Origin of the sequence: Cohnella baijiui (genome assembly GCF_020731285.1) — a bacterium.
GTDB lineage: Bacteria > Bacillota > Bacilli > Paenibacillales > Paenibacillaceae > Cohnella.
On record NZ_JAJFOW010000055.1, the window covers coordinates 1 to 14,515 of the forward strand.

General features: G+C 59.9%; 17 protein-coding genes and 1 pseudogene. 1 reads left to right on the forward strand and 17 read right to left on the reverse strand.

The genetic code is table 11. The features are described from left to right. The 3 genes and pseudogenes from LKX83_RS29250 to LKX83_RS29260 form a co-directional block, all read right to left on the reverse strand. A pseudogene (locus tag LKX83_RS29250) lies at positions 1–586 on the reverse strand (hypothetical protein); the annotation flags it as partial. Continuing rightward, a complete protein-coding gene (locus tag LKX83_RS29255) occupies positions 583–1,101 on the reverse strand; it encodes a NuoB/complex I 20 kDa subunit family protein (protein WP_227886372.1) in 519 nt (172 codons plus the stop codon). The pseudogene LKX83_RS29250 and the gene LKX83_RS29255, both read right to left, overlap by 4 nt. Continuing rightward, the gene (locus tag LKX83_RS29260) at positions 1,086–1,457 is read right to left on the reverse strand and encodes an NADH-quinone oxidoreductase subunit A (protein WP_227886373.1); all 372 of its coding nucleotides are present in this window, start codon (positions 1,455–1,457) and stop codon (positions 1,086–1,088) included. Before LKX83_RS29260 ends, LKX83_RS29255 begins: the two co-directional genes overlap by 16 nt. Positions 1,458–1,695: 238 nt before the next feature. Here LKX83_RS29260 and LKX83_RS29265 point away from each other — a divergent pair, with 238 nt between their 5' ends. Next, the gene (locus tag LKX83_RS29265) at positions 1,696–2,286 is read left to right on the forward strand and encodes a hypothetical protein (RefSeq protein WP_227886374.1); all 591 of its coding nucleotides are present in this window, start codon (positions 1,696–1,698) and stop codon (positions 2,284–2,286) included. Between the two features lie 830 nt (positions 2,287–3,116). On the opposite strand, the gene LKX83_RS29270 is transcribed toward LKX83_RS29265, so the two are convergent. From LKX83_RS29270 to upp, 14 genes are all read right to left on the reverse strand, one after another. After that, positions 3,117–3,578, reverse strand: coding sequence for a Dps family protein (locus LKX83_RS29270; protein ID WP_227886375.1), 462 nt, complete (start codon positions 3,576–3,578; stop codon positions 3,117–3,119). An 82-nt stretch (positions 3,579–3,660) separates the two neighbouring features. After that, positions 3,661–4,662 (reverse strand): YpdA family putative bacillithiol disulfide reductase, encoded by a 1,002-nt coding sequence (locus LKX83_RS29275; RefSeq protein ID WP_227886376.1) that lies wholly within the window; start codon positions 4,660–4,662, stop codon positions 3,661–3,663. 117 nt (positions 4,663–4,779) lie between these two features. Then, positions 4,780–5,178: a F0F1 ATP synthase subunit epsilon gene (locus LKX83_RS29280; protein WP_227886377.1), complete on the reverse strand. Its 399-nt coding sequence runs from the start codon at positions 5,176–5,178 to the stop codon at positions 4,780–4,782. Positions 5,179–5,202: 24 nt separating this feature from the next. Next, on the reverse strand, positions 5,203–6,609 hold the full coding sequence (atpD, locus tag LKX83_RS29285) for a F0F1 ATP synthase subunit beta (RefSeq protein WP_185141398.1): 1,407 nt from the start codon (positions 6,607–6,609) through the stop codon (positions 5,203–5,205). Positions 6,610–6,649: 40 nt separating this feature from the next. After that, positions 6,650–7,522, reverse strand: coding sequence for an ATP synthase F1 subunit gamma (gene atpG / locus LKX83_RS29290; protein ID WP_227886378.1), 873 nt, complete (start codon positions 7,520–7,522; stop codon positions 6,650–6,652). Between the two features lie 77 nt (positions 7,523–7,599). Beyond that, a complete protein-coding gene (gene atpA / locus LKX83_RS29295; protein ID WP_227886404.1) occupies positions 7,600–9,114 on the reverse strand; it encodes a F0F1 ATP synthase subunit alpha in 1,515 nt (504 codons plus the stop codon). A 31-nt stretch (positions 9,115–9,145) separates the two neighbouring features. Continuing rightward, complete coding sequence (locus LKX83_RS29300; protein WP_227886379.1) at positions 9,146–9,691, reverse strand: F0F1 ATP synthase subunit delta; 546 nt, start codon at positions 9,689–9,691, stop codon at positions 9,146–9,148. Beyond that, on the reverse strand, positions 9,688–10,173 hold the full coding sequence (gene atpF, locus LKX83_RS29305) for a F0F1 ATP synthase subunit B (protein WP_227886405.1): 486 nt from the start codon (positions 10,171–10,173) through the stop codon (positions 9,688–9,690). The genes LKX83_RS29300 and atpF overlap by 4 nt, the downstream gene beginning before the upstream one ends. Positions 10,174–10,488: 315 nt before the next feature. Continuing rightward, positions 10,489–10,710, reverse strand: coding sequence for a F0F1 ATP synthase subunit C (gene atpE / locus LKX83_RS29310; protein WP_227886380.1), 222 nt, complete (start codon positions 10,708–10,710; stop codon positions 10,489–10,491). 33 nt (positions 10,711–10,743) lie between these two features. Then, positions 10,744–11,499 carry a F0F1 ATP synthase subunit A gene (gene atpB, locus LKX83_RS29315; RefSeq protein WP_227886381.1) on the reverse strand — a complete coding sequence of 252 codons (756 nt, stop codon included), beginning with the start codon at positions 11,497–11,499 and terminating at the stop codon, positions 10,744–10,746. A gap of 1 nt (position 11,500) precedes the next feature. Then, positions 11,501–11,911, reverse strand: coding sequence for an ATP synthase subunit I (locus tag LKX83_RS29320; protein WP_227886406.1), 411 nt, complete (start codon positions 11,909–11,911; stop codon positions 11,501–11,503). Next, a complete protein-coding gene (locus LKX83_RS29325) occupies positions 11,911–12,162 on the reverse strand; it encodes an AtpZ/AtpI family protein (RefSeq protein ID WP_227886382.1) in 252 nt (83 codons plus the stop codon). The genes LKX83_RS29320 and LKX83_RS29325 overlap by 1 nt, the downstream gene beginning before the upstream one ends. 444 nt (positions 12,163–12,606) lie before the next feature. After that, entirely contained in the window at positions 12,607–13,746 is a 1,140-nt protein-coding gene (gene wecB, locus LKX83_RS29330; protein ID WP_370639150.1) for a non-hydrolyzing UDP-N-acetylglucosamine 2-epimerase, read from the reverse strand. A gap of 32 nt (positions 13,747–13,778) precedes the next feature. After that, a complete protein-coding gene (upp, locus tag LKX83_RS29335; protein WP_227886383.1) occupies positions 13,779–14,408 on the reverse strand; it encodes a uracil phosphoribosyltransferase in 630 nt (209 codons plus the stop codon). Between the last annotated feature and the right edge of the window lie 107 nt (positions 14,409–14,515).

Genomic DNA, 14,515 nt, shown 5'->3' on the forward strand with positions numbered 1-14,515 from the left:
CGGGGGCCGGCGCTGCGGCGGCGGGACGCCCGGCGGCTTGCGCGGCGGCGGCTTTGGCCGCTTCGCGGGCCTCGAACGCCGCCTTGCGGCGCGCGGCCTTCTCCTCGTCCGTCTCCTTGCGGCGGACGGGGGCTTCTCCATCGCCGGCCGGGGCTGCCGGCGGTGTATCTTCGCCTGCGGCGGCGGCTGGTGCCGATGCGGCAGGCGCTGGGGGCGCCGCTTGGCGCCCGGCGGCTTGCGCGGCGGCGACCTTGGCCGCCTCGCGCGCTTCAAACGCCGCCTTGCGGCGCGCGGCCTTCTCTTCGTCCGTCTCCTTGCGGCGGACGGGCGGTGCCTCGCCTTCGCCTGCCTCCGGCGCGGCGCCCTCGGCCGGGCCGCTCGCAGCGGCGGGCGGCGCTTCCGCTTGCGCAGCCGGCTCGCCTCCGCCCTCTTGCGGCGCGGCCGTTGCTTCCGCCGTGTCGGCTTCCGCGCCTCCTCCCGCTATCGGCTCGGACGCGGGAGGCTCTTCGGCCGAGCGGGCGGATTCGTTCTCCGGCGTCGGGTTGGCGCTCGGGGCTCCTTCTCGCTTCATCTCCTCGTCGCTCATCCGCTCGTCACCCGCTTCCCGGTTCTGGCTTCGTAGCGGATTTTCTCCTGGAGCTTGTTAATGCCGTAAATTAACGCCGCCGGGTTCGGCGGACAGCCGGGTATGTACACGTCGACGGGGACGATCTGATCTACGCCTTTGATAACGGAGTAGGACTTGACATAAGGGCCGCCCGCGGTTGCGCAAGAGCCCATGGCAATGACCCACTTCGGCTCCGGCATCTGATCGTACAGACGGCGGAGGAGCGGGCCCATTTTCTTGGTGACGGTACCGGACACGATCATGACGTCGGCCTGGCGCGGGGACGTCCGGAACATGACGCCGAACCGGTCGAGGTCGTAGTGGGGAGCTCCTGCGGCCATCATTTCGATGGCGCAGCAGGCGAGCCCGAAGGTGAGCGGCCACAGCGAATTGCTGCGCACCCAGCCCTTTAACGTCTCGATGCTTCCGAGGAACACATTGCGCTCCAGTTCCTGAATATCCTCCGGAGAGACATGCTCTAAATGGAATTCCATTGCAGCACCTTCTTTTTCCAGGCGTAGATGAGACCGATCAGGAGCAAACCGACGAACACGACCATCTCCGTCAACGCAAAAAGACCGAGCTTTTTGTATGCTACGGCCCAGGGGTAAAGGAAGACGGTCTCCACATCGAATACGACGAACATTAACGCGTACAGGTAATACCTCACGTTAAAGCGGATCTGGCTGTCGCCTACGGGATCGTTGCCGCTCTCGTAGGTGGTCTCTTTCTCGGCCGTCGGCTTTTTCGGGCGCAGCTTGCTGCCGAGCCACAGCACGACGATCGGAAACGCGATGCCCAGAAGCAGGAAGACGGTCACAATGACGTATTGATTTGCGTATTTCTCCAAGCACCATCGCCTCCGAAAGAAGAATCGAACGCTGGTTCAGCGGAACAAACAGGCAAATTTCTCCACATCAGTATAACAAATGGCCTAAATCCCGTCCATGAAAAAAGCGTTTTCATCACGATGTGGCGAGCCCTGTCGACGCCCGCCCGCCCCCATGCGCGCGGCCGGCGGGTAACTTTTTTCGCTTTCGATTCGTCGAATGATAGAGACAAAGATCCAAGTTAGGAGAGATTCCATCATGAAGAACCGCCATCCCATGACAAAGAAGCCCTTGCGGACGGGACGCCCCCGGGTGCTGACCGCGGCTGCAGCCGCCGCCCTCCTTTTGCTGGCCGGCTGCGGAACCGGTTCGGGCAGCGACACGTCCGCCTCCCCCTCTCCGTCGGCATCCGCCTCGGCCTCATCCGCTGCGCCGTCCGGCGAAGCTTCCCCTTCGGCTCCCGCTTCGACGCCGCCGGCCTCGAACAATCCGTACGAAACCGCCGGAGTCGAGGACCCGGCCGCGTTCGACCGGATGTTCGCCGACGTGCAAGCCGCCGTCGCGGCGGACGACGCCGAGAAGGTCGCGGAGTATATTTTATTCCCGCTTGCCGTGAATCATGACGGCGAGTCCGTCCAGGTCAAAACCAAAGAAGCGTTCATCAAGCAATGCGCCGACATTTTCACGGACAACGTCAAGCAAGCGCTGGCTTCTCAGAAAAAGGAAGACCTCTTCGTCAACTTCAAAGGCGTCATGGTCGGAGACGGCGCGATCTGGTTCGGCGCGACGGCCGATCAGCCGCAGCGGCTTGGCGTGATCGCCGTCAACGTAGATGCGGGGAAATCGTAGCGCAATGTAATCTTTCGGACCTCTACTTTGATTTGCCGAACAAACGAAATAGAGCGGTAATATTGTACTTCTCCTATTTGGCGAGAACGAGTGGCCAAGGAGACATACGAATTACCGCTCTTTGTTTTCTCGAATGGATTCGTTGAGCGCGTTTGGGGCGGTGGGTACGGTGGGTTCGATGGGTGCGTGCGATGGATGCATTGGGTTCGATCGAAGGGAACAATGGGTGCGTATGATGGGTGCAATGGGCACATGCAATTGGTTCGGTGGGTGCGCACGGTGAGGTCAATGGGTGCGCACGATGGGTGCAATGATGCGATTGATGCGATTGGCACGATTTTTAACGGTCGCCACAGCGGCTATTACTGGAAATCATCGCTTAAAGACATTTTAACGGTTCTGAGTGACGTTATTAGAGGTAAATGAGTGCATTCTGGACGTTAAACCGACAAATAAGCTCGTCAGCAACCGTTAGAAATAGAATCGGAACATTTCGGGCCGAATAAGCTCGAATGCAACCGTTAGCGTTTACCGACCACCGGACAAACCTCACTTTCATTGCAGAAACCCCGAGCAACCTGCTTTCGGCTTCCTGCGCGCGGAACAAGCCCCCTATCGGGATTCATCGCCCGCATTTATTTGGCGTTCCACTGCCGAACGGTCCTCCGAGCTCTTCATCCCCGCCGCTTCTTGCCGTCAGCCGCACCAAAAACCTCTGCATGACCGCACACAGCCTCCCAACGCCTCCCCACGCAAAAAAACCGCGGGCAAGCCGGGTCGCCTCCGGCCTGTCCGCGGTCTCGCCGCCGTTCCCGCTCGGGGAACGACGGTTATACTTTGACTTTGGTGGGGACGTCGATGCCCGCCGTCGCGCTGAGCATCCAGGTTTGCTTCTGCAGCTCTTCGATCTGCTTGACGAGCAGGTCCGCCGTCGGCGCGTCGCCGGATTCTTCGGCCAGTTCGCGCGTTTGCGACAGCTCGTTCACCAGTTTGATGAAGTCGTCGACGATGGCTTTCACCATGTCGATGTCGTTCGTCTCATTGCCCGCTTCGCTAAGCGTCGTGAGTTTGAGATACTCCTTCATCGTCGATGCCGGCTTTCCGCCGATCGCGAGAAGGCGCTCCGCCACTTCGTCCAGCGACAAGGCGGCAAAGTCGTAGAGCTCCTCGAATTTGACGTGCAGCGCTAGGAAGTGAGGGCCCTTCACATACCAGTGATAATGATGAAGCTTCACGTACGTGAGGTTCCAATCCGCCAAATTGCTGTTCAGCCGGTCATGCAGTTTTGTCATGCCCATTCCCTCCCGAGTTTGCGTTGTCCCCCCTAATTTACCCGAGAGCGGGGGGATTCAATCACGGGACCGGACATGGTAGTCAAGATGGCATGACTTCCCGGCAAGACGCGAGATGGTCGGCAATTTTGCGTCCGTGATACCGCCCGCTCTCGATGAAAATCTCGTTGGCGTCCCGTCCGGTCGAGACGACGCCGGCGAGATACAAGCCCGGGACGTTCGTCTCCATCGTCTCCGGGTTGTGGGTCGGCGGGATGATGCCGTCCGGCGCCTCGATGCCCATCGCGCGGAGAAAGCCCCGGTCGGGACGGAAGCCGGTGAGCGCCAGCACGAAATCCACCGGTAGCGTCTCCCGCGAAGCGCGTCCCTCCGCGTCCGTCGTTTCGACGACCGCATGGTTGTGCCCGATCTCTATGACGCGGCTGTTCAGGCGCAGATCGATCCGTCCTTTGGCCGCATAGCTGTCGAAGATCGGACGCACCCACGCCTTGATGTTGGCCGACACCGACTCCCCCCGGTAGACGACCGTCACCTTCGCCCCGACGCGCTCCATCTCAAGCGCCGCGTCGACGGCCGAATTGCTGCCGCCGATGACGACGACGCGAGTGCCCGCATACGGATGCGCCTCCCGGAAAAAGTGGCTGACGTGCGGCAGCTCCTCGCCCGGGATGCCGATACGGTTCGGATGGTCGAAGTACCCCGTCGCGATGACGACGCTGCGCGCGCGGGTCACGATCGGCTCCCCGGAACGTCCGACGCTGTCGATTCGAAAGACGTCCCCGTCCTTGGTTACGCCGGTCACGCGTTCATAACGGCGAATCCGCATCTGCCGCCGCTCCGAGACGGTCCGGTAATAATGAAGGGCTTCCAGGCGCGAAGGCTTGTCGTTCGGCGTGATGAACGGCACGCCCGCGATTTCGAGCAGCGCCGGCGTGCTGAAAAACTGCATGTTGATCGGATATTGCGTGATCGAATGGACGATATTCTCCTTCTCGATGACGAGCGGGTCGAAGCCCCGATCCTGCAGCTCCGCCGCGGCGGACAAGCCGCAAGGGCCGGCTCCTACGATGACGATCTCTTCCATGACCTTGCCTCTCTTCCGTGGCGAGCCGAGCCCGCGTGCCGAAAATGTGAAAAGATCGCCGGGAGGGCGATCCCGATCGGGACGCCATCTCCAGGCGATCTTGAGATACATATGGGATCAATGCCCGCCGACTTGAATCCGCGTGAGCGCCCGCTGCAGCGCCGCTTCGGCGCGCTTGTGGTCGATCTCGCTCTGCTTCTCGTTCAGACGGTGTTGCGCGCGTTCCTTCGCTTGCTCGGCACGGATCACATCGATATCCGACCCCAGCTCCGCGGATTCCGCGAGAATGACGACCTTGTCCTTGCGCACTTCCATGAAGCCGCCGTGAACCGCGATGAACTCTTCCGCGTTGCCGATCTTCGCCTTCACGGGCGCGACCTTCAGCGGCGTCACCAGCGGGACGTGGTGCGGCAGAATCCCGAGATCGCCGCCCACACCTTTGACGACGACCATGTTCACGTCTTTATCGAAGACCTTGCGCTCGGGCGTGACGATTTCCAGTCTCAGGGTACTCATACCGATACCTCCATCAGAAGCGAATTAGAGCCCTTGAGCAAGCTTCTTCGCTTTCTCGACTGCATCTTCGATCGTACCGACGTTGTGGAAGGCCGGTTCCGGAAGATCGTCATGCTTCCCTTCAAGGATCTCTTTGAAGCTGCGCACGGTATCTTTAACGGAAACGTGAAGACCCGGAATGCCGTTGAACGCTTCTGCGACGTGCAGCGGCTGGGACAGGAACAGCTGTACGCGGCGAGCGCGCAGAACGACCAGCTTGTCGTCCTCGGACAGTTCGTCCATCCCGAGGATCGCGATGATGTCGAGCAGTTCCTTGTAGCGTTGGAGCAGTTTCTTAACGCCTTGGGCGACTTGGTAGTGCTCTTCGCCGACGATCTCAGGCGCCAGAATCCGCGAAGAGGAAGCGAGCGGGTCGACGGCAGGGAAGATACCCATCGCCGCGATGCCGCGCTCCAAGTTCGTGGTGGAGTCCAAGTGGGCAAACGCCGTAGCCGGCGCCGGGTCGGTGTAATCGTCCGCCGGCACGTAGATGGCTTGGATCGACGTAACGGAACCCTTCTTCGTAGAAGTGATCCGTTCTTGCAATTGGCCCATCTCGGTGGCCAGCGTCGGCTGGTAACCTACCGCGGAAGGCATCCGTCCGAGCAGAGCGGATACTTCGGAGCCCGCTTGGGTGAAGCGGAAGATGTTGTCGACGAGCAGCAGCACGTCGCGGCCTTCTTCGTCGCGGAAGTACTCGGCCATCGTCAGACCCGTCAGGGCGACGCGCAGACGCGCGCCCGGCGGCTCGTTCATCTGACCGAACACCATCGCGGTCTTGTCGATAACGCCGGAGTCTTTCATTTCGTGATAAAGGTCGTTACCTTCGCGCGTACGTTCGCCGACGCCGGCGAATACGGAGATACCGCCGTGCGCGGACGCGATGTTGTGGATCAGCTCTTGCAGCGTAACCGTCTTGCCGACGCCTGCGCCGCCGAACAGACCGACTTTACCGCCCTTGGCGTAAGGGGCCATGAGGTCGATAACCTTGATGCCCGTTTCCAACATCTCTTGTTGGGTCGACAGTTCGTCGAACGCCGGTGCCTGACGGTGAATCGGCAATGCAACCGAACGGTCCACTGCGCCGTTGTCGTCGATGGGATCTCCCAGGACGTTGAAAACGCGGCCCAGCGTAGCCGGTCCGACCGGAACGGTAATCGCCTTGCCCGTATCGATGGCTTCCGTACCCCGCACCAGACCGTCCGTAGACGACATGGCAACGGCACGAACGAGGTTGTCGCCAAGATGCTGCGCGACTTCTACCGTCAAGCTGACCGGATGATCGCCGCCTTGTTGAATCGTAATTGCGTTGAGGATGTCAGGCAATTGGCCGTTGTCGAATTCGATATCGACGACCGGGCCCGTTACCTGGACAATGCGCCCCTTGTTCATACGTGTCCCTCCTGTATCTTCAGTCTCCAACAAATCCGTATTAAACCAGTGCGTTCGCGCCGCCTACGATCTCCGAGATCTCTTGCGTGATGGCCGCTTGACGCGCACGGTTGTAGGTCAGGGTCAATTCGTCGATCCGCTTCGTCGCGTTCTTCGTCGCGCTGCTCATGGCCGTCATCCGCGAGCCGAACTCGCTCGCCTTGTTCTCCAACAGGGCGCTGTAGACCAAGGTTTCCGCGTATTTGGGCAGCAGGACGTTCAGCACCTCTTCAGCGGAAGGCTCGTACTCATAGTCCGCTTTCGGACCTTGGCTCGCGCCTTCGAGCGCGGAAGCGTCGAGCGGCAGCAGCTGCTTGACGGTCGGAATCTGCGAGAGCGCGTTGACGAACCGGTTGTACACCAGGTAGATCTCGTCGTACGTGCCGTCCTCGAAGCCGGTCACCGCAGCCGAAGCCAGCGACTTGATATGGGCGAACTTCGGAGAATCCGGTACGCCGATCTCCTCTTGCTTGATCGGGTAATCGCGGCGCTTCAGATAATCGCGGCCTTTGCGCCCGATGACGAACAGGTCGAACTCGTTGTTCGACTTGTGCTTGCTCTTCAGCGTATCCACGAACCGCTTCAGCAGCGCGCTGTTCAGGCCGCCGGCGAGACCGCGGTCCGAAGTGATGATCAGGTATGCGGTCCGCTTGATCTCCCGGGTCTGAAGCATCGGGTGCTTGACGCCCCCGCCGCCTGAAGCGATGCTGGAGACGACCTCCTTCAGCTTGTCGGAGTAGGGCCGGCCCGCTTCGGCGGCCGTCTGGGCGCGCTTCAGGTTCGCGGCTGCCACGAGCTCCATCGCCTTGGTGATCTGCTTCATGTTCTGCGTACTTTTGATCTGACGCTTAATTTCGCGCATCCCTTTAGCCATTCATGTCACCACCTTATTGCCGGGCCGCCCTGAAGGGACAAGCCCGGCGCAAACTTGTTCGGACAATTGCTCGAGGCTTACGCCGTGACGGCAAAGCCCTTCTTGAAGGCGCCGATCGCTTCGACGAGCGCTTTGTCGTTGTCGGCGGTCAGGTCCTTCGTATCGCGAATGGATGCGAGGATTTCCGGACGGTTCGCATCCAGATAGGACAGGAATTCGGATTCGAAGCGGCGTACGTCTTGGACCGGCACATCGTCGGTGTGTCCGCGCGTAACGATGTACAGGGAGACGACTTGGCGTTCGACCGGCATCGGTACTTGGATGCCTTGCTTCAGGATCTCGAGCGTGCGCACGCCGCGGTCGAGGCGGGATTGCGTCACCTTGTCGAGGTCGGAACCGAAGGCAGCGAACGCCGCCAGCTCGCGATATTGGGCCAAGTCGGTCTTGAGCGTGCCCGCGACCTTTTTCATGGCTTTGATCTGAGCGGAGCTGCCTACCCGGGATACCGAGTTACCGACGTTAACCGCCGGGCGCTGGCCGGAGTAGAACAGGTCGGACTCCAGGAAGATCTGGCCGTCCGTGATCGAGATCACGTTCGTCGGGATGTAGGCCGAGATGTCGCCGGCTTGGGTCTCGATGAACGGAAGGGCCGTCAGGGAACCGCCGCCGAGCTCGTCATTCAGCTTGGCCGCGCGCTCCAGCAGACGGGAGTGCAGGTAGAAGACGTCGCCCGGGTAAGCTTCGCGGCCCGGAGGACGGCGGAGCAGCAGGGACAGCTCGCGGTATGCGGCCGCTTGCTTGGTCAGGTCGTCATAGATGATCAAGACGTGCTTGCCGTTGTACATGAACTCTTCGCCCATCGCGCAGCCGGTGTACGGTGCGATGTAGAGCAGCGGGGACGGCTCGGAAGCGCTCGCCGTGACGACGATCGTGTAATCCAGCGCGCCTTGCTTGCGCAGGGATTCGACAACGGTACGAACGGTGGATTGCTTTTGGCCGATGGCAACGTAGATGCAGATAACGCCGTTGCCTTTTTGGTTGACGATCGTGTCGATCGCGATCGTCGTTTTGCCCGTTTGGCGGTCGCCGATGATGAGCTCCCGTTGGCCGCGGCCGATCGGGATCATCGAGTCGATCGCTTTGATGCCGGTCTGCATCGGTTCGAAGACGGACTTACGGGCCATGACGCCCGGTGCCGGGGATTCGACCGGACGAGTCTTCGTCGTGTTGATCGGACCGTTGCCGTCAACCGGCTGACCGAGCGCGTTTACGACGCGGCCGAGCAGCGCTTCGCCTACCGGCACTTCCATGATGCGGCCGGTACGCTTGACTTGGTCGCCTTCGCGGATGCCGGTGAACGGCCCCATGATAACGACGCCGACATTGTCTTCTTCAAGGTTGAGGACCATGCCCACGACGCCGTTCGAGAATTCGAGCAACTCGCCGGCCATCGCCTTTTCCAAACCGTGAACGCGCGCAACGCCGTCACCGACGGTGATGACGGTACCGACGTCAACGACTTGGATATCGGATTGATAGTTCTGAATCTGCTGCTTGATCAGCGTGCTGATTTCTTCAGGTCGGATACTCAATTCGTTCACCCCTGTCTCCTAACATACATAATTACACGGTGGCTTGCAGTTCTTTAGAGAGACGGTCGAGCTTGCCGCGCAAGCTGCCGTCGTACAACGTGTCTCCGATTCGGACGGTCAGGCCGCCGAGGATCGACGGATCCACAGTATTGTCTACGCGCACGGTCTTGCCGATCTTGCCGCCGAATTGCGCGGCCAGCCGGCTCTTCTCCTCGTCCGTGAGCGGCTTGGCGGAGGTGACCTTGGCGTCGATGCGGCCGAGTTCGTCGCCCGCAACTTGACGGTAGGCTTCGAGGAGGGCCGGGATCTCGCCCTGACGTCCGCGCTCGATCAGCAGAATGATCGTGTTCAGGACGATTTGGGAGACCTTGCCGCCGAAGCTGGCGCGCAGCGCCTCGATCTTCTTGTCGAACGTGATGTTCGGCGCAGCCAGGAAAGCGCGGACGTCCGCGTTCGCGGTGACCGTATCGGAGATCGCCTTCAATTCGTTCTCCGCGGCGACGACGAGATCCTGTTCCCTGGCAAGGTCGAACAGCGCCTTGGCATAACGCTTCGCTACGACCGAGCCGCGACTCATGATTTGTTCCCTACGTCTTTCAGGTACTCGTCGACCAGTTGGCTTTGCGCTTGCTCGTCGACCTGTTTTTCGAGAATCTTCGAAGCGATCTGGACGGACAGGCCGCCGACTTCCGCTTTGAGGGAAGCGATCGCTTTGTTCTTCTCGCTCTCGATGTCGCGAACCGCGTCTTCCTTCAGGCGGGTGGACTCGTTGCGGGCAGCCGCCACGATCTCGTCCGCTTGCTTGGAGCCGGTGGATTTCGCTTGCTCGATAATATCGTAAGCTTCCTTGCGCGCTTGCTGAAGGGATTGCTTCTGTTCTTCGAGGAACCGTTCCGCTTCGGTGCGGCTCTTCTCGGCGTTGTCGATTTGCTCTTTGACGAGCTGGCGGCGCTTCTCCATGATTCCGAACAACGGACCGAAAGCGTACTTCGACAACAGCAGGTATAAGATACCGAATGCCAGGATTTGAATTACAAAGCTGGTCCAGTTAAAGCTGATCACCGATCGCCACTCCTTTCACCCTAATGCTGAAAAATCCCAAGTAAAAACGGCTTTGCCGTCTTCCTAGACGGCGACACGTTTTTATCGTCGGTCATACAGAAATGGAAAGGCATGAAAACTTATACATTCTGTATGACCAAGTAAAAACGGACTCGCTGTCCTCGGCAGAGGGGCGACGCGTTTTTATTCGGAGATCGTTCGGAGATGGATAAGCCGAACGCTTATGCATGCCGAATGATCGAGAAACCCCTAGTGCATAAGGAAGGCGTGGAGGCAAGTGGCACTCCGCGCCTTGCGTTTCGATTCGTTTGCTTACTTAGCCATGAAGATGAAGGCGAGGACGAGGGAGATGATCGGCAGTGCTTCTACGAGACCTACGCCGATGAACGCCGTCGTTTGCAGCGCGCCGCGCAGCTCAGGCTGACGGGAGATGCCTTCTACCGTTTTGCTGAAGATCAGACCGTTACCGATACCGGCGCCCAGAGCGCCCAAGCCGAATACGATTGCTGCTGCAAGCAGACCATAGATTTCCATGTGTGTTTATCCTCCTTGAATTTGGGGTGCTAATTAATGATCCTCTTCGTGAATGCTGGCTTGACCGATATAGACCATGGTCAACATCGTAAATACGAACGCCTGAATGGCGCCTACGAATACACTGAAGCCCTGCCAGATGAGCAATGCCGGAATGCCGACCCAGCCCATCCCCAGGATGACGCCGATCATGACTTCGCCGGCGTAGATGTTGCCGAACAACCGCAGCCCCAGCGTGAGCGGCTTCGCGACCGTCTCGATCAGGTTGATCGGAAGGAAGAACGGCCATGGTTGGAAATAGTGCTTGAGGTAATGCTTGCGGTTGTGGCGGAGCCCTTGGATGTGCGACAGGACGATTACCGTTAGAGCCAGAGCCATCGTCATCGCCGCGTCAGCGGTAGGAGACTTCCACCACGCGAAGTGGGCTTCTTCATGCCCGTCCATGAACAGCTCCATTCCGAGGAATGTGGCGTGGCCGTGGGCTTCGGTGATGAAGTTGAAAGGAAGACCCAGCATGTTCCCGATGAAAATGTAGATGATCAGAGTCAAGCCGAGGCTCAGGTATACCTTGCCCCGTTTGAAATCCGTCGCCATGCCGATAATGTTGCTTACGAACTCGACGACCCATTCCATGAAATTCTGCAGCTTGCCGGGATTTTCGACCGACAGGTTGCGCACGGACAAGCGGGCCAGGATGAAGGCGATCACGCTGGTCAAGACGATCATGATGATGGCCGCGAGGTCGAATTTCACACCGCCGAGTATGACGATTGGCGCTAAATGATCCATGTTAGTGCTTTTCACCCCTTTCATCGGTGGAGTGACCGCCCGGCCGGCGGCGTCTGGACATCAAACCCAGTAGGAGTGTTGCCAACGGTGTCGCAATTAAACCTGCGACGGTCGCCGGGAGATTGAACTCCAGCATGCGTACCGACACGAATGCGACCAGCAGGGCCAGCGCTGCGCGGCTCAGGAATCCGAAGCCCGATCGGGGCTTCGCGCCGGCGACGGAAACGTTGCCGATGCGCACGAGCTTCCAAGCCAGATGCCACGCGATGACAAGGCTGCCGATCGCGCCGAGCATGAACCCTCCGAAGACCGTTTTGTGAGCGGGCCAGACGACCCAACTCACGCATCCTATGGACAAAAAAAAGAACGTAATGCGAGAAACCTTCCTAAGCAGAGCGGGTAAATCGTCCATCACTTTCGCCTTTCCCCTGAAGCGTACTTCCGGATCAAGCCCACGGCGGAGCCGATGCCGGCGATCAATCCCAGCACGAGACCGACCATGTACCAGCTCGAGGTTCCGTTGTTCCGGTCGACAACCGAGCCGATCCACCATCCGAGACCGACGCATACGGCCAGTTCGACGCCGATCGCAGTCACAAGTCCGGCAGCCCGCCACGGATTCTCGTCCGGCGGCAGCGGCGTCTTCTGTCGGGATTCAGGCATGGATATCCGCTCCTTCGACGCCCGTCAGGAAGGTAAACGAGCCAGAAGTAAGCCCTTTCTTCCCTATGGTTCACGTTATATTGTAGCCTCGGCGCCCGACCTTTGTCAATTCACCGAAAATCAAACATTATGTGAACGAAACGGCGAAAAACCTTGTCGCGACGCGATTTCCGTGACTTACCAACCATACAGTTCGACTGTACGCTGTAGGCAACCGCAACGCGCGTGTCCACGATTTTCGACATGATTCCCAATGTTTGCCGATCGGGGCGGTCCGGATAAGGAAAAACAAGGAGATCCGATAGCTGCGTTTCTCTGCTATCATGCGCGCAACCAACGCTTTTCATCCCCATTTCTTTCCTGCCCCGGAACGGGAAAGCGCAAGAGGCCGGACCTCCCTGCCTTCCGAAATCGGATAAGGGATGCCCAGCCTCCAAAGATCGCTTAACTGCGGAACGGCTCGGGACGATCGCCCTTGCCGAAATGGTGCAGGATGGCTTGCGCGATCCGCTTGGACGCTTGGCCGTCCCCGTACGGGTTGGCCGCCCGGCTCATCCGCTCGTAGGTGGCTTCGTCCGTCAGCAGCGCCTTCGCGCGCTCGTACACCCGCTCCTCGTCCGTGCCTACAAGCTCGAGCGTGCCTGCGCCGATGCCCTCCGGGCGTTCGGTCGTGTCGCGAAGCACGAGTACGGGCACGCCGTAAGAAGGCGCCTCCTCCTGAAGGCCGCCCGAGTCGGTCAAAATGAGATGCGTCCGCGGATAAAAATTATGTAGCTCGACGACGTCCAGCGGATCGATGAGCTTGATGCGCGGGTGACCCCCGAGCAGTTCCTCCGCCGGTCCCTTGACGGCCGGACTCAGGTGCACCGGATAGACGATCGCGATGTCCTCGAACTCGTCGGCCAGCCGGCGCACGGCGCGGAAGATGCGGCGGTGCGGCTCGCCTTGGGCTTCGCGGCGATGCGCCGTCATCAGAACGAGACGCTTGCCTTCGGCCCAATCGAGCACGGGGTGCCGGAAATCCTCTTTGACCGTATATTGGAACACGTCGGTCACCGTGTTGCCCGTCACGTAGATGCGGTCTTCGGGCTTGTTCTCCTTGCGGAGATTGTCCGCGGACCAGTTCGTCGGGGCGAAATGCGCGTCGGCGAGCACGCCCGTCAACTGGCGGTTCATCTCCTCGGGATACGGGGACAGCTTGTTCCAGGTGCGAAGCCCGGCTTCCACATGGCCTACCTGAATCTGCTGCAGGAAAGCCGCGTAGCTCGCAAGGAACGTCGTCAGCGTGTCGCCGTGGACGAGCACGATGTCCGGCTTGGCTTCGCGGAGCACCGGCTCGAGCCCCTGCAGCACGCGGATGGAGATATCGTTCAGCGTCTGCCCCGACTGCATGATATCGAGATCGTAGTCCGGCTTGATGCCGAACACTTCGAGCACCTGGTCGAGCATCTGGCGGTGCTGCGCGGTCACGCAGACGATCGGCTCGATTTGCCCGGGATGCTTTTGCAGCTCAAGGATGAGCGGCGCCATCTTGATCGCTTCCGGTCGCACGCCGAATATGGTCATGACTTTAATCGCGCTCACTGGACGAACTCACTCCTCGGAAAAAATACGTATTATTTCGTGCCGTACAACCGGTCGCCCGCATCGCCCAATCCGGGGACGATATAGCCGTGTTCATTCAAATGGGAATCCAGGGCCGCCACGAAGATGTCGATGTCCGGGTGCGCCTCCTGCACGGCTTTGAGCCCTTCCGGCGCGGCGATGAGGCACATCAGCTTCGTCGGCCGGCAGCCCCTGCCCTTCAGGATCGAGATGGCCGCGTTCGCGGACCCGCCGGTGGCCAACATCGGGTCGAGCACGATGAGCTCCCGTTCCGTAACGTCCGTAGGCAGGCTCACGTAATATTCGACCGGCTGCAGCGTCACTTCGTCGCGATACAGTCCGATGTGGCCGACCCGCGCCGACGGCAGCAGCTTCAGGACGCCGTCCACCATGCCGAGCCCGGCGCGCAGAATCGGGATCAGCCCGACCATCCGGCCGGCGATGACCTTGCCGTCCGCCTCGATCACAGGCGTCTCTACCCGGATCGTCTCGAGCGGAAAGTCTCGCGTCGCTTCGTACGCCATCAGGGTCGCGATTTCGTCTACCAGTTCCCGGAACTGCTTGGTCTCCGTGTTTTTATCGCGTAGAAATGTAACTTTATGTTGGATTAGCGGGTGATCGCAGACGTGCAAGCGCCCCATTGTGTTCCTCCCTTTCCTGCGTTCAGATGCCCGTTCATTATATCATTGTCTCCCCGCCTTCGCACTCCATCCGTCGCGGGAAGTGAATTTCGTCCGATTCGGGCGCT

Bases quoted from the DNA above. Each gene is read 5' to 3' on its own strand.
- LKX83_RS29255 (WP_227886372.1), bottom strand. From the start codon at position 1,101: ATGGAATTCCATTTAGAGCATGTCTCTCCGGAGGATATTCAGGAACTG.
- LKX83_RS29265 (WP_227886374.1), top strand. From the start codon at position 1,696: ATGAAGAACCGCCATCCCATGACAAAGAAGCCCTTGCGGACGGGACGC.
- LKX83_RS29270 (WP_227886375.1), bottom strand. From the start codon at position 3,578: ATGACAAAACTGCATGACCGGCTGAACAGCAATTTGGCGGATTGGAAC.
- LKX83_RS29275 (WP_227886376.1), bottom strand. From the start codon at position 4,662: ATGGAAGAGATCGTCATCGTAGGAGCCGGCCCTTGCGGCTTGTCCGCC.
- LKX83_RS29280 (WP_227886377.1), bottom strand. From the start codon at position 5,178: ATGAGTACCCTGAGACTGGAAATCGTCACGCCCGAGCGCAAGGTCTTC.
- atpD (WP_185141398.1), bottom strand. From the start codon at position 6,609: ATGAACAAGGGGCGCATTGTCCAGGTAACGGGCCCGGTCGTCGATATC.
- atpG (WP_227886378.1), bottom strand. From the start codon at position 7,522: ATGGCTAAAGGGATGCGCGAAATTAAGCGTCAGATCAAAAGTACGCAG.
- LKX83_RS29300 (WP_227886379.1), bottom strand. From the start codon at position 9,691: ATGAGTCGCGGCTCGGTCGTAGCGAAGCGTTATGCCAAGGCGCTGTTC.
- atpE (WP_227886380.1), bottom strand. From the start codon at position 10,710: ATGGAAATCTATGGTCTGCTTGCAGCAGCAATCGTATTCGGCTTGGGC.
- atpB (WP_227886381.1), bottom strand. From the start codon at position 11,499: ATGGATCATTTAGCGCCAATCGTCATACTCGGCGGTGTGAAATTCGAC.
- LKX83_RS29320 (WP_227886406.1), bottom strand. From the start codon at position 11,911: ATGGACGATTTACCCGCTCTGCTTAGGAAGGTTTCTCGCATTACGTTC.
- LKX83_RS29325 (WP_227886382.1), bottom strand. From the start codon at position 12,162: ATGCCTGAATCCCGACAGAAGACGCCGCTGCCGCCGGACGAGAATCCG.
- upp (WP_227886383.1), bottom strand. From the start codon at position 14,408: ATGGGGCGCTTGCACGTCTGCGATCACCCGCTAATCCAACATAAAGTT.